This window comes from Chryseotalea sp. WA131a (genome assembly GCA_025370075.1).
Lineage (GTDB): Bacteria > Bacteroidota > Bacteroidia > Cytophagales > Cyclobacteriaceae > ELB16-189.
In genome coordinates, this window is the sequence record CP073016.1 from 3525888 (window position 1) to 3539203 (window position 13316).

The following is a 13316-nucleotide window of genomic DNA, read 5'->3' on the forward strand; positions in this document are numbered from 1 at the left end:
GAGATCTCATTTTACTCTTGACGCGATCACAATTGTTTTTCTATTCTCTTGTGAAAATCCTATAACATATTTGTTTCCACCATCTTTCAGTTTTAGTTTTTTCTTTAATTTATCGGCTGCTAGTGGATAATTCCTTGTGATGACATTGACTTTGCCTTCTGGCAACATTTTATTAAAATCTGATGGTGTTGGATTTACCGTTTCAATTTTAAAAATCCGTCCCGGAAAATTGATTTCTAAATTTTCAGATGAATAAAGATGTGTGTGCGGATGAATTTTTCCTACATTAAACTGCAGTGCCACGGATTTAAAAGCACCTGTCTTTAAAATGACTGCATTTGGCTCGTAGAGATAGGTTTGCAAAACACTCGGCTCGCTCTTCAATTCTTTTTCTTGCGTAAGCAAAAAACTAAACGTCTCTTTCACGTTACCTTCTTTGGTAAGATGGATAGCCTCTATGGTTGCTTCACCTTCAAACCCGAAATGTTGAAAAAACAACAATTCTTTCACTTCATTTTCTACGGCCACTACTTTTACCTGTTCTACATTAGTCAGCTCTCGCAAGCCTTGTTGAATATCGAGTAGGGGTGATGCTTTTATCAATACAAATTCCGATTGCTGGAACAACAAGTGTTGCAACTCTATGGTGTTGGGCTCGCAATCTGATAGCCGAAATACTTTGCCCGAATTTTTTCTTCGAGAAGGATCTAGGTAAAACAGGCTCACGGCTTCGTTGTGTTCCGCTAGCCATTGCGTTGCCGATGTCGGAAAATAGGAAATAGTTTTATTTCCCAGTTGTTGGTGATTATGTTTTGCTAACGAAAGCAACTCTTGGTTGGGCTCTATATAGGTTGTCCCATTAAACAATCTGCCCACAAAAAATGTATCTACGCCCAACCCGCCCGTTAGGTCTACCAGATGCTTTTTCGGAAAAACTAATTCAGCAAGCCATCTTTCTTTGTACAGTGCCGTGGCTTCAGATGAACTTTGCTCGAGATTTAAACTAGGGGGATACACAACGCCTTTGGTGCGGAACCAAAGCGGCAATTTCTCTTTGGATTTTCTTCTGCCCACCAACTGCTGTGCAATCAATGCAAAAGGTAACTGATAAAGTGTTTTGTGTTTTAACGATAGCTTGTTTTCATCTTCAGTTTCGTGCTCAAAAATAAATTCTTGTACGTCATCATCACTGAGTCTTTTGATGTGCGTATCTTCCATTACAACTTAACCAATTCAATCTTACCAAACTCCACTTCCGAGCCTTCAGCTTGTATGGCAATTTGCCCTTTCGATGCGCTGCAGTTATCTCCCTGATTGACCAACACGCCATTTACCCACACGGTAATTGCGTTCGCTGTGCATTCTATTTTCATTTCGTTCCATTCGCCCACAGGTTTTTCAGTTCCATCCGTTAGGTTGATGATGCGCCTTTCTTTGCCTTCGGTAATTCCCCAGTTTTCTTTTGGCCCGCGTCTTTTTTCCATGTCAGGCACTTGAATGTCTTCCACAATGCACCAAAAGTCACCCGCATTCTCGTGCATCATTTGCACTTCAATCGACTTGGGAAACATTTGGTATAATGCGCGCGGTGTAGAGGCATGAACCAACACGCCACAATTTCCGGGGGTGCCAGCAAAACGGTAGCGAATGTTCAATTGATAGTCATGAAAACTAGAATCGGTGATAAGATGACCGCCCGGTGTGCCCAAGCTCACCAACATACCGTCTCGAACAATAAAAGGTGAGATGGCCGTTTTGCTAGTATCCATTTCGGGCACATCGGCATGCCACCCGGTTAAATCTTTGCCATTGAAAAGGGCAACGGGCTTTTGCGTGCAACCGGCAAGTATAACCAAGATGACGAGCAAGTGAAGAGGGTGAGTTTTCATAGAGTATTCAGAAATTTATTGAAACAATTGAAGCTGCGTATTTTCAATCACGAACCGGTTGTTCATTTTTATGCTCGACCGAATTTGATAAAGAGCCGTTGGCTTATCGCGGGGGGCCACGATGATTTTAGTTTGCTTGGCCACTGCATCGAAAAGTTCTTTGGCTTTTTTGGGTGTGTTGTTTTGACGCGAAAGATGTGCCAGAAACAAATGACTCATGTAAGTAGGGCGGTGATTCAAAAAGATTTGTAACGCCTGTTTGTTCGATAAATGCCCTCGCCCTCCGCGTATCCTATTTTTTAGCGGCCATGGATACGAACCATTTTCGAGCATGTGCTCATCATAATTCGATTCTAAAAAGGCCGCGTGGCATTGAGCAAAGTGATTAATTAGGTTTTCGTCAGGTAAACCAATATCAGTAAAAACCCCCACGCGCACATCGTGGTCAGTAACCACAAAACTATGTGCATCGATGGCATCGTGAATTTTTGCAAACGGAATAATGGCCAGCTCGCCTACCTGAATGTGTTCATCTTTTTGAAACGAACGAACCAAGTGCTCTTCAATCTTCAATTTTCCGTGCAAGAGCGTGGCCGGTGTTATGTAAACGGGCAATTGGTATTTTTTGGAGAGTCGCTCTACCCCAAAAATATGATCGGTATGCTCGTGTGTGATAAAAATCGCTTTTACCTTTTTCAACGAAAGGCCAAGCCGCTTCATGCGCTTTTCTGTTTCCTTGCACGAAATGCCGGCATCGATTAACAAGGCCGTATCGCCATTGGCAATGTAATAGCAATTGCCGTTGCTGCCCGAGTTGAGTGATGCGATAAACAATGCCATGGCCGAAAGTACTGTAAAAATTTAGTATGAAAATAACAATTGCTGGAGACTTTTGGCAAAGGATTTGTTTGTCCAAGGCGCATAAGTGCTTTTATGCTTAAGACCGCACCTTTTCTTTTCGTTCTATTATTTACCAGTTGTATTTCTTATGTTCCGCTCTCCTATCATGGATCGGGGTCATCGCTTACGGCAAAAATAGAAGCCAAAGAAGCTACCATGTATCTTCAGCACATCAATCATCAATACCAACACTTGGTTTTTGATTTTGAGGTAAATAACCAATCGATTGATACTGTTGCGTTGGCCCCGGAGCAGATCAGTTATTATTTTAGTGCAACCCGATTTTCAAAAAAGGAGTTCAATCAATTGGAGGATGGGGTGAGTACCCTTCGGCTGAATAAAAGCCGGTTTGCACGAAGCACAACGGAGGTGCATGAGTTGTTTCAACGAAAGGAGAGGAGCCGTGCTACTGTAGGAGCCATCTTTACGCTCATCAGCGTAGGCTTAATAATTTATGACGAAACGAAGGATAACAGCGATAGCCGAAAAAGATATTTGAGTGAAAAAGATGTTCGGCAAGCGGCCACACGAGACGCCATTGTTACCGCGGGCTTGCTGGCAGCCGATATCGCCAACAAATCAACCGAGCAAGCGCAAACCGAAAGCTATTATTTGCCTTTTGAAATTTTCAGAGAAGGCAAGATCGAACCAAATGCAAAAAAAAGAGGCAAGATTTTTTTACCTGCCGAAGAAACCCTTACCTATTTGCGGATCATTGTTCCGTTTGCCAACAAACAGTTTGTGTTTGACTTTAAGCAGAAGGGGAGTTGAGTTTAGGACTATTCTTTTCAGCTTCTAATTTTATTTTAAACCTCAGAGCATCGATCAATAAACAATTGCCTGCGATCACAACGCCTAGGCTGAGGGTTCCGAGTATGAACCATGTTATAAACGATGCCCCTGCGTGTTTCATAAAAGCTACTTCAATGGTACAACAAAGTCCTGCACCAATCAGCGAGGCGCCAATGCCTCCCCGCAAAAGCCATTGATAGTAGAGTGTTGAATTACTCATATAATCTGCTTTAGTTTTTCTTTAAAACACTCAACACCTCATTCAACTTCAACAACGCCTCCACAGGGCTAATCGTATTGATATCAATTTGTGAAAGCATTTGGTGAATGGCTTTTGATTTAGGGTCGATCTCGAACAAGCTCATTTGTTGCGTGGCTTTCGGCAATTCATCAAACTTCTTGTCCTTTTCATTCTTATGCTTATCCTTTTCTAAGAAATGCAGAATCTCATTGGCCCGCAACACTACCTTGTTAGGCATACCCGCAATCTGCGCTACATGAATACCAAAACTGTGTTCGCTGCCGCCTTCTTTCAGCTTGCGCATAAAGATGATTTTATCGCCAATCTCTTTTACACTTACGTTGAAGTTTTTCACACGGACAAAATCTTCCGCCAGTTGGTTGAGTTCGTGATAGTGTGTGGCGAAAAGTGTTTTCGGTTTGTAGTCTTTGTGCTGATGCAAATATTCTACAATTGCCCATGCAATAGAAACGCCATCGTAGGTAGAAGTGCCTCTACCGATTTCATCCATCAAAATCAAACTGCGGTCGCTGAGGTTATTGAGAATGCTGGCCGTTTCCGTCATCTCCACCATGAACGTACTTTCTCCACGCGAAAGATTATCGCTTGCACCCACCCGTGTAAAAATCTTATCAACAATGCCAATGGTGGCTGCTTCTGCGGGAACGAAGCTTCCCATTTGTGCCATTAATACAATTAAAGCCGTTTGCCTTAGCAAAGCAGATTTACCTGCCATGTTGGGGCCAGTGATGATTAAAATCTGTTGTGTTTCGGTATCGAGGTAAATATCATTGGGCACATAGTTTTCGCCCACAGGCAATTGCTTTTCAATCACCGGGTGGCGACCTGCTTTGATAGCGAGACGTGTGGAGTCACTGATTTCGGGCTTGCTGTATTTATTGGTTTTGGCAGTAGTGGCAAATGACAATAGGCAATCCAACACAGCTATCACTTTCGCGTTTTGCTGAATTTGTGAAATATAATCAGCCGTGTGCTGCACCAGTTCGTTGAATAATCGAACTTCAATCACCGAAAGTTTTTCTTCGGCATGAAGGATTTTTTCTTCGTACACTTTCAGTTCTTCCGTAATATAGCGTTCGGCATTCACCAATGTTTGTTTGCGAATCCAATCGGACGGCACCTTGTCTTTGTTGGCATTGCTTACCTCTAAATAATAGCCAAAGACTTTGTTGTAGGAAACTTTTAATGAATTGATCCCCGTGCGCTCCACTTCACGCTTTTGTACTTGCAGCAAGTAATCTTTTCCCGCGAAAGCGATGGAACGCAACTCATCCAACTCTGCATTGACACCTTCTTTAATAATGCCGCCCATGTGTACTAGCATTGGTGCATCCTCTTTCAGTTCTTTTTCAATTTTCTCCAACAAAAATTCGCATCGGTGAAGCTGGTCACCGAGTTTTAATAATTCTTTTGTTGTGGATTTCACTAACCAATCTTTGATGGGCAAAATGGCTTGAAGCGAACGTTTTAATTGCATCAATTCGCGCGGGTTGATTCTGCCCACTGCCACTTTAGAGATCAATCTTTCTAAGTCTGCGATTTGCCGAAGGTGTTCTGTTATTTTTTCGGAGAGATCGTGATTCAGATAAAAATTCTCAACAACTTGAAGACGTTCTTCAATTGCAAGTTTTTCTTTCAATGGCAAAATCATCCATTGCCGCAATTGGCGCGAGCCCATAGGTGTGATGGTCTGATCTAAGATTTGCAATAAAGGCACACCGCCTTCATTAGGTGAATGCACAATTTCTAGATTCCTTATGGTGAACCGATCAAGCCACACGTATTTTTCTTCATCGATGCGAGAGATGCTGGCGATGTGATTGGTCTCTTTGTGCTCGGTGGCTTCGAGGTAATGCAAAATCGCGCCAGCTGCAATGATGGCTTCGTTCATGCCATCGATACCAAAACCCTTTAATGAATTGGTCTTGAATTGTTGAATCAGTTTTTCATTGGCAAAATCAAATGCATACACCCATTCATCCAACGCAAATGTGGCATGGATTTCGGCAAATTGCGTTTCAAATTTTTCGCGCTGAGTTTTAGAGAAAATAATTTCAGCTGGGGCAAAGCTCTGGATGAGTTTGTTCACGTACACTTCTGTGCCATGTGCAGCATAAAACTCGCCTGTACTGATATCGAGAAAGGAAACACCAAGAATATTTTTGCTGACATGAATAGAAGCAAGAAAATTATTCTGCTTTTTCTCTAACACATTGTCATTGAACGACACCCCTGGAGTCACTAATTCAGTTACCCCACGTTTTACAATTCCTTTTACAAACCGGGGGTCTTCCAACTGATCACAAATCGCCACACGATGACCCGCGCGAACCAACTTAGGCAAATAGTTGTCCAGCGCATGATGAGGAAAACCTGCCAACTCAATTTCGGAAGCAGATCCATTGCCACGCTTGGTCAATGTGATGTCCAGCACTTTGCTTGCTTTAATGGCATCTTCACCAAACGTTTCATAAAAATCGCCCACGCGAAAAAGCAACAACGCACCGGGATATTTCACCTTGATGGCGTTGTACTGTTTCATTAACGGGGTGTCCATTGCGCTTGCTCCTGCCATGCTGCTTCGAGTATTAATTTGAGTCTACTTGGTTCGAGCGGTTTCACGCTACGTAGTACGAAGTAGGAGGCAAATATAGAAGTTAGAAGTTGGAGATTCGAAGCTGAAAGTTGGAATGAATCATCTTTTTCTATCAGATATTATCCGGTTTTGATAATCTTTCAATTTATGGGCAAATACTCAGAGAGCTATTGAGAGTTTGACTTTAACATTCCGTTAAGAAACAATTGGCAATCCATTAACAGGGAGCAAGAAAAGAAGGGTATAGTTTTGAAAAAATCTAAATCCAACCCTATGAAGAAAGCAATTGTACTCTTTGCTCTATTAAGTATTTTTTGTGAATTTCTTTCTGCCCAGAACGCAGATCCGAAAATTTTGGGAAATTGCTCCATATCTCAATTAGAAAAAGAACCATACTCAGAATGGTATGCCAAAAACTTTTCTGCTTACGAACCTAATATACAAGTTTTAGCAGCACTCAAGAAAACCAATCCCACGAAATACACGATGAAAATATTCTTCGGCTCATGGTGTGGCGATAGCAAGCGCGAGTTGCCGAAGATGACAAAGGTTTTGGAAAAACTATCATTTCCTGAAACCAATTTTACCTTGATTGGCGTTGACGATTCTACAGAAGTATACAAGCAATCGCCACAGCGACAAGAAGCCGGAATGAATATATTTCGGGTGCCTACTTTTATTGTTTATGAAAATAGTAAAGAGATAGGCCGCATCGTGGAATTCCCGACTGAAACCATTGAACGCGACCTTCTCAAAATATTTTCTAAAAGGGAGTACGTTTCAAATTACTCTGGCTATCCACAAATCATTCAGTGGATGAAAGATGGATTACTTACGGATGAAAACATCAGTGCCCGAGGCCTTGCTATGCAATTGAGAAATCGTATTGCGGGTGAATCTGAACTCAATTCGTGTGGCTACGTATTGCTGGCACAAGGCAAGTTAAAGGAAGCCATCATGGTGCTTAGAATTAATGCCAATCTTTTTCCACAATCGGCTAACTGCTGGGATAGTTTGGCAGAGGCTTATGCAAAAGATGGGCAGAAGGACAAAGCCATTCAAGCGTATGAATATGTGCTGGAGTTGGATCCTAAAAGTGAAAACGCAAAAGTCCAACTCGTGAAACTAAAAGGGTAGATAAGAAAAGTTTTGAAAGTTCATAGGATATACTCTGTATATTAGCATCTATGAACTTTCTATCATTGAATTGGCTCCGACTATTTAGCTCCATTGGCGGAGTGCTTTTACTCGTTGCATGCTCCCCTCAAAAGAAGGACCAGTTATGGGAAATCAAAGACACTACCTGGGCCATTCTACCATTTGTAAAAGTCGATAGCCTGAATCCTATCCTGGCTGCCGGAGTCGGAAAGTTTTTTTGTTCTATTCTAAAGAAGGAAGTTAACTGGGAAGAAAAAGATGTTTTTAATCCGGCAGCGGTAGTTCGCAACGATTCAGTTTTTCTTATTTATCGGGCGGAAGATAGAATCGGAAAATATGCGGGCACTTCTCGATTGGGATTAGCAATAAGCACGGACGGTTTGCATTTCATTCGTAAGAAGGAACCCATTTTATTTCCCGCAGAAGATGAAATGAAAAAATATGAATGGGAAGGTGGCGTTGAAGATCCGCGGGTCGTAGAAAGCGAAGATGGAACCTATATCATGACGTACACTGCTTATGATGGAAAAGTGGCGAGGTTATGTGTTGCGTCTTCCACCAATTTGGTGAAGTGGATAAAACATGGGCTGGTATTGCAGGGGAAATATGTTGACTCGTGGAGCAAATCTGGAGCAATTGTAGCCAAGCAAGTGGGAGAAAAAATAGTTGCTAAAAAAATCAACGGAAAGTACTGGATGTATTTTGGAGACACAGATTTATTTCTGGCAACTTCGGATGATTTAATTCGTTGGCAACCGATTGAAGAGAACAACACGCTCAAATCTGTTCTTCAACCGCGCAAAGGTTATTTTGACAGTCGCTTGGTGGAGAGCGGTCCCTATGCGTTGCTAACTGAGAAAGGAATCGTATTGATTTATAATGGTATGAACCTCGATGTGGGTGGCGATAGTACCATTGCCAAAGGCGCCTACTGTGCAGGTCAGGCTTTGTTTGATGCAAATGACCCATCTAAACTTATCGACCGACTGGAGAAAAATTTTCTTCGTCCTGATCAACCTTACGAAATTTCCGGGCAAGTCAATCAGGTTTGTTTTGTAGAGGGTCTAGTTCCCTTTCATGGAAAATGGTTTTTGTATTTTGGTACGGCTGATTCAAAAATTGCTGTAGCCACATCCACTATTTTGCGAGCCAATTGAAAAGCGCAATTCCCAGTAGGACGAACACACACGGAAAGTAACAAGCATCGGGGTACTTCACCTTGATAGAGTTGACATTTCACCCCAAATCCTATCCTTTCACCACTCAATTTGCGGGTTTTTTGCAACCCAACTGCTAGTTTCTAAGTTTGTGGTGTATGGAGCAAGCCCAAACGATTAAGTCTTCTTCTCTGAACGGTTCAATTACCGAACGAATGGCGGATTGGTTTAACGAACCTTTTCCTTTTTACCTTAATGACGACCGCAAGAATTTTCTGTTGCTTAGCGTACTCAGTCTTTTTGTAACGGCTTTTTTGTATCTCTTTAAAACAGAGGCTGAATTTGAATTTGCCAACGATTTGGGTTGGCTGCACGGACTGATTACATTTTCGGTTTTGATTTTCAATATCATCTTGCTGCCGCGTATTTTCCCTGCGTGGATGGACCCCATTTCGTGGTCGATTAAGAAATACATAGTGTTAAATGTGTTGCACCTAGCGTTGATTTGCGTGGCTGCCACGGTGATGGAGAAACTTTTTTTCTGCCCATACTACATTAGTTGGATGACGGTGGCCAACCACACGATGGTGCAAGTGGCTGTAAAAGGGGTAATCCCTATTGCCCTTACTACCTTGTTTTTAAAGGCCCAAATGCTGCAAGAAAATTTGCGCGAGGCCATTAAAACCAATCAGGAGTTGCAAAAGATTCAGACGTTGAAAAGGGAATCAAAAGAATCGGTGAAGAATGCAAATCAAGTTACGTTGTATTCGGATACCAGCGAGAGCCTTACCTTCAATCTACCCGATTTACTATTTATCGAAGCGGATGATAATTACTCTACCATTAGTTGGAAAGAGGAGGGCGTACTCCAGAAAAAACTATTGCGCGTCAATCTAAAAAACCTGGAGTCACAACTTAACAATTCCTTCACGTTGCGCTGCCATCGATCTTACATTGTCAATGTAAATGCCATCCGTGCCATTAGTGGAAATACCAATGGCTACAAATTAAAAATCGATGGCTCTGATTTTTCAATCCCAGTCTCTCGCCCAAAAGGCAAAGAGGTGATGGAGAAGATTTCTCAACTGCGTAATATGATGGAGTTGAGTTAGCAATAGACAATTACTTTTGTGCATTAGGCACTAGGCATTGGGATGTTGACACTCAAATTTTCCAGCTACCTCCAATGCCTAATGCCTAATGCCCAGGCCTAATTTTCTGGTTACAATTCACCTCAGATCCCCTCCCGTTCACCCCGCCTCTTATTCAGTGCCATCAAAACCTGCTCGCTCTGCCCCATTCCATCAAAATGATCAGCTAATGGGTGATGGAAATACGTCTTTCATAGAAAATTAAACAACCCTTTTTATGAAGACACTATTCACACTTTCATTTCTTTTTGTATCGGCTATGGTGGTAGCACAAACCAAAACTGAATTGCCCAGAACCGATTTTGTGGTCAATCTCTCTGAGAGCAGTTTGACCTTAAAGCCGGGCGAAAGCAAACAAGTAATTGTAAGCATTGTGCGCTCAAAGTATTACGCCAAAGAGAAAGCTATTTTGGGTTTGATGGGGCAGTTGCCAAAAGGGATTACGGTAACGTACGAACCCGCTGAAGGAAATTTTGAAAGCAGCGTGGCCACCCTGTCTGCTGCAGCCGATGTGCTGCCAGGTACTTACAATATTGTGCTCAGTACCATGTTGAGTGTAAAAAAGAAAGGAGAGATTCTTAAGGTAACGGTAGCGGCAGATCAGGTTTCTGTTAAGTAGTCTTTGCAAGCAGTACGTAACTAGCCATATAACCGTACAAGCCCCAACACTGAAAAGCGTGGGGTTTTTTATTATGAACTTTAGCGAGCCAGCCAGTTGAAAAGCATAATCCCCAGCAAGCCAAACACAATGCTGAGGTGAACGATTAACCAAATCTGCTGGTAAGCAGGCCGATTGTTCCACATCACTTTTTGGTCAAAGGGGTCAAAGATTAAAGCAATCCCGAAATTTGACATGGCTGTCGAAATATCTTTATTGGCCAATAAGAAGTAAAGCCCCAGAGAGACAAACGCTCCATACAAAAATCGGTTGTATGTAAAGGTAAGGTCTTTCGGCTTGTCGTTTTCTTTTGTTGTGGTCATGCTTTAGCGGTTGATGTTTTGCAAGACTTTTTCTTTTGCGTTTCCATCGAAGAAAGAAATACAGACATGGAACTGGCTGCAATCGCTACCCAAATCATCGTATCAGAAACATCAGAACTTGAATCGAGAACAGTAAATAGGGCTGCCAGAAAGACAAAGCCAGCAGTAATGCCAATCGTCAGTGCATATTTTCCAAAACGAGAACGTTTCTTAGTTTCCATGAATCTTTTTTCCAGTTAGTAGTTTTTGATCGCTAATAATTACAGGCATCCATGATTTTTTTATAAACTTGTGTTACCTCAAAAATTGAACGATATGAGTACAGAGATTATAATAAAAAACGTAACGCTTGTAAACGAAGGTCGGCTGCGGGTAGCCGACCTGCTTATTAAAGACCAGTTCATTCATAAGATTGGAAACGTTCACCCTACCGAAAACAGTTTGGTTATCGATGGCTCTGGCAAGTATTTATTTCCCGGTATTATTGACGGTCAGGTTCACTTTCGAGACCCAGGCCTAACCCACAAAGGCGACTTTTACACAGAAAGTAAAGCTGCGATAGCCGGTGGCGTCACCTCGGTGATTGATATGCCCAACACTGTACCTAATGTTTTGTCGGTTGAACTACTTGAACAAAAACATCAGATAGCTGCTGAAAAATCACTTGTCAACTATTCCTCTTTTCTCGGTGTGAACGCAGATAACATTGACAGCGTAATTCAGACAGACACGTCCAATCTTATTGGAGTTTCAGATGATGGTCTGTATTTCACTAAGAAGGGGAATCTGCTAGCAGATAATCCGGCAATTCTAGAGAAGCTTTTTGCTAACTGCCAATCCATCATCGCGATCCACGCAGAGAAAGAAAAATTAGTAGAAGAAAATGAAATAATCTTTCGAGAAAAATATGGAGAAGACGTACCAATTGAATTTCATCCTATCATTCGCAGCGCGCAGGGTTGCTTCGAAGCATCCAAAGATGCCATTGCGTTGGCCACGAAACACAATGCACGGCTTCACATTTTACATCTGAGTACGGAAGCCGAAACACACTTGTTTCGCAATGATATTCCGTTAACACAAAAGCGAATAACCACCGAAGTATCTGTGCATCACCTTTGGTTTTCGGATGTCGATTACAAACGACTGAGCACCTTAATCAAGTGGAACCCTTCCATCAAAACTGAAAAGGATAAAGACGGTCTTTTGAAAGCGCTGCTTGATGATCGAATCGATATTGTAACGACTGACCATGCGCCACACACGTTAGAAGAAAAGCAAAGGCCCTATTTTCAAGCTATGTCGGGCGCGCCCATTGTTCAGCACTCGCTAAATATCATGCTGGAGTTTTACAAGCAAGGAAAAATATCGTTGGAGAAAATTGCAGAGAAGATGTGTCATAACCCGGCCATTTTGTACCATATTGCTAACCGCGGATTTATACGAGAAGGCTATTTTGCCGACCTCACATTGGTAGATTTGAATAAGCCGTGGACAGTAAGCCAGGATAACATTTTATACAAATGCGGTTGGTCGCCATTGCTGGGCACCACCTTTCAAACCAAGGTGGTTCAGACTTTTGTCAATGGGGGATTGGTTTATGACAATGGGGAATTTTACGAATCCGTGAAGGGACAACAGTTAACGTTGAAATAAGCCGCCTTTTGTGCTATCAACGCAAAATGGGTATTTTACTCAATTGATTTCTTCGTGTCGCAAAACTGATCTTAGATAAAATTACGCTGAAAAAGAAGGAGCAGTGAAACCAAACACCTCCTCTATTGTTTAATTTGGCAGTTCACATGAAGCAAGTCAGTCAAGTCATTCAGCAAATGATTTCCATTTCGGAAGAGGAGCTTAAGAATTTTCTCAAGAACTGCTTTGTAAAAAATTTTCAGCGGCAGCAATTCCTCAGCCATCCTAATGTAATTCCTAACGAGATCTTTTTTATCAATAAAGGAATTATTCGCGTGATTGTTCACGATAAAGAAGGAGGCGAGCATACCATTCATTTTGCTCTAGAGAATCAATTCATTGCCGATTATTCGAGCTTTATTCAACAACAACTTTCGCTTTACACACTGCAAGCATTAGAAGAGACGGAAGTAATTGTGATGCCCCGCTCGGCTGTAGATTGGGGTTACAAAAATTTGAAGGAGGGCGATAAGCTGGGGCGGCTCATTGCCGAGTTTTATTTTATCTACCAAGATAACCGAATCAAAAACCTGTATGCGCGCAGCGCTAAAGAGCGTTACGATACCATCACCGAAGTTTTTCCCAACATCCATAACCGCGTGCCGCAGCACATGATTGCCTCCTATCTGGGCATTACACCTGTCCATTTAAGTCGCCTAAAAAAGGCCGACTACCAAAAAGTATAAACATTTGTTATCGTTTCGGGTACGGTCAACCAGTGACCTTTGACTCAAC

At 42.1% G+C, this 13316-nt stretch carries 14 protein-coding genes; 7 read left to right on the plus strand and 7 right to left on the minus strand.

What is annotated here, in order from left to right; all coding sequences use genetic code 11:
- Positions 1–6 precede the first annotated feature (6 nt).
- From KA713_16200 to KA713_16210, 3 genes are read right to left on the minus strand one after another with little or no spacing between them, the layout of a single operon-like run.
- Positions 7–1218 (minus strand): class I SAM-dependent methyltransferase, encoded by a 1212-nt coding sequence (locus KA713_16200; GenBank protein UXE65989.1) that lies wholly within the window; start codon positions 1216–1218, stop codon positions 7–9.
- Positions 1218–1889 (minus strand): DUF1080 domain-containing protein, encoded by a 672-nt coding sequence (locus tag KA713_16205; GenBank protein UXE65990.1) that lies wholly within the window; start codon positions 1887–1889, stop codon positions 1218–1220. The genes KA713_16200 and KA713_16205 overlap by 1 nt, the downstream gene beginning before the upstream one ends.
- 15 nt (positions 1890–1904) lie before the next feature.
- Positions 1905–2729, minus strand: a complete 825-nt coding sequence (locus KA713_16210; GenBank protein ID UXE65991.1) for an MBL fold metallo-hydrolase — start codon at positions 2727–2729, stop codon at positions 1905–1907.
- A gap of 93 nt (positions 2730–2822) precedes the next feature.
- On the opposite strand from KA713_16210, the gene KA713_16215 reads away from it, so the two are divergent.
- Complete coding sequence (locus KA713_16215; GenBank protein UXE65992.1) at positions 2823–3560, plus strand: hypothetical protein; 738 nt, start codon at positions 2823–2825, stop codon at positions 3558–3560.
- Here the strand turns inward: KA713_16215 and KA713_16220 are convergent.
- A complete protein-coding gene (locus tag KA713_16220) occupies positions 3541–3801 on the minus strand; it encodes a hypothetical protein (protein UXE65993.1) in 261 nt (86 codons plus the stop codon). The two genes, KA713_16215 and KA713_16220, sit on opposite strands and share 20 nt — an antisense overlap.
- Before the next feature lie 10 nt (positions 3802–3811).
- On the minus strand, positions 3812–6418 hold the full coding sequence (mutS, locus tag KA713_16225) for a DNA mismatch repair protein MutS (protein ID UXE65994.1): 2607 nt from the start codon (positions 6416–6418) through the stop codon (positions 3812–3814).
- A gap of 294 nt (positions 6419–6712) precedes the next feature.
- Here mutS and KA713_16230 point away from each other — a divergent pair, with 294 nt between their 5' ends.
- The 4 genes from KA713_16230 (at position 6713) to KA713_16245 (ending at position 10524) form a co-directional block, all read left to right on the plus strand.
- On the plus strand, positions 6713–7576 hold the full coding sequence (locus KA713_16230; GenBank protein UXE65995.1) for a tetratricopeptide repeat protein: 864 nt from the start codon (positions 6713–6715) through the stop codon (positions 7574–7576).
- Positions 7577–7626: 50 nt separating this feature from the next.
- On the plus strand, positions 7627–8754 hold the full coding sequence (locus tag KA713_16235) for a glycosidase (GenBank protein ID UXE65996.1): 1128 nt from the start codon (positions 7627–7629) through the stop codon (positions 8752–8754).
- A 158-nt stretch (positions 8755–8912) separates the two neighbouring features.
- Positions 8913–9866, plus strand: a complete 954-nt coding sequence (locus KA713_16240) for a LytTR family transcriptional regulator DNA-binding domain-containing protein (GenBank protein UXE65997.1) — start codon at positions 8913–8915, stop codon at positions 9864–9866.
- 256 nt (positions 9867–10122) lie between these two features.
- On the plus strand, positions 10123–10524 hold the full coding sequence (locus tag KA713_16245) for a hypothetical protein (GenBank protein ID UXE65998.1): 402 nt from the start codon (positions 10123–10125) through the stop codon (positions 10522–10524).
- A gap of 80 nt (positions 10525–10604) precedes the next feature.
- Here the strand turns inward: KA713_16245 and KA713_16250 are convergent, their stop codons facing one another.
- On the minus strand, positions 10605–10886 hold the full coding sequence (locus KA713_16250) for a hypothetical protein (GenBank protein ID UXE65999.1): 282 nt from the start codon (positions 10884–10886) through the stop codon (positions 10605–10607).
- Positions 10883–11107: a hypothetical protein gene (locus KA713_16255; GenBank protein ID UXE66000.1), complete on the minus strand. Its 225-nt coding sequence runs from the start codon at positions 11105–11107 to the stop codon at positions 10883–10885. Before KA713_16255 ends, KA713_16250 begins: the two co-directional genes overlap by 4 nt.
- A gap of 94 nt (positions 11108–11201) precedes the next feature.
- On the opposite strand from KA713_16255, the gene KA713_16260 reads away from it, so the two are divergent.
- Positions 11202–12542 carry a dihydroorotase gene (locus KA713_16260; protein UXE66001.1) on the plus strand — a complete coding sequence of 447 codons (1341 nt, stop codon included), beginning with the start codon at positions 11202–11204 and terminating at the stop codon, positions 12540–12542.
- A gap of 146 nt (positions 12543–12688) precedes the next feature.
- The gene (locus tag KA713_16265) at positions 12689–13267 is read left to right on the plus strand and encodes a Crp/Fnr family transcriptional regulator (protein ID UXE66002.1); all 579 of its coding nucleotides are present in this window, start codon (positions 12689–12691) and stop codon (positions 13265–13267) included.
- Positions 13268–13316: the final 49 nt, after the last annotated feature.

Bases quoted from the DNA above. Each gene is read 5' to 3' on its own strand.
- KA713_16200 (UXE65989.1), bottom strand. From the start codon at position 1,218: ATGGAAGATACGCACATCAAAAGACTCAGTGATGATGACGTACAAGAA.
- KA713_16205 (UXE65990.1), bottom strand. From the start codon at position 1,889: ATGAAAACTCACCCTCTTCACTTGCTCGTCATCTTGGTTATACTTGCC.
- KA713_16210 (UXE65991.1), bottom strand. From the start codon at position 2,729: ATGGCATTGTTTATCGCATCACTCAACTCGGGCAGCAACGGCAATTGC.
- KA713_16215 (UXE65992.1), top strand. From the start codon at position 2,823: ATGCTTAAGACCGCACCTTTTCTTTTCGTTCTATTATTTACCAGTTGT.
- KA713_16220 (UXE65993.1), bottom strand. From the start codon at position 3,801: ATGAGTAATTCAACACTCTACTATCAATGGCTTTTGCGGGGAGGCATT.
- mutS (UXE65994.1), bottom strand. From the start codon at position 6,418: ATGGCAGGAGCAAGCGCAATGGACACCCCGTTAATGAAACAGTACAAC.
- KA713_16230 (UXE65995.1), top strand. From the start codon at position 6,713: ATGAAGAAAGCAATTGTACTCTTTGCTCTATTAAGTATTTTTTGTGAA.
- KA713_16235 (UXE65996.1), top strand. From the start codon at position 7,627: ATGAACTTTCTATCATTGAATTGGCTCCGACTATTTAGCTCCATTGGC.
- KA713_16240 (UXE65997.1), top strand. From the start codon at position 8,913: ATGGAGCAAGCCCAAACGATTAAGTCTTCTTCTCTGAACGGTTCAATT.
- KA713_16245 (UXE65998.1), top strand. From the start codon at position 10,123: ATGAAGACACTATTCACACTTTCATTTCTTTTTGTATCGGCTATGGTG.
- KA713_16250 (UXE65999.1), bottom strand. From the start codon at position 10,886: ATGACCACAACAAAAGAAAACGACAAGCCGAAAGACCTTACCTTTACA.
- KA713_16255 (UXE66000.1), bottom strand. From the start codon at position 11,107: ATGGAAACTAAGAAACGTTCTCGTTTTGGAAAATATGCACTGACGATT.
- KA713_16260 (UXE66001.1), top strand. From the start codon at position 11,202: ATGAGTACAGAGATTATAATAAAAAACGTAACGCTTGTAAACGAAGGT.
- KA713_16265 (UXE66002.1), top strand. From the start codon at position 12,689: ATGAAGCAAGTCAGTCAAGTCATTCAGCAAATGATTTCCATTTCGGAA.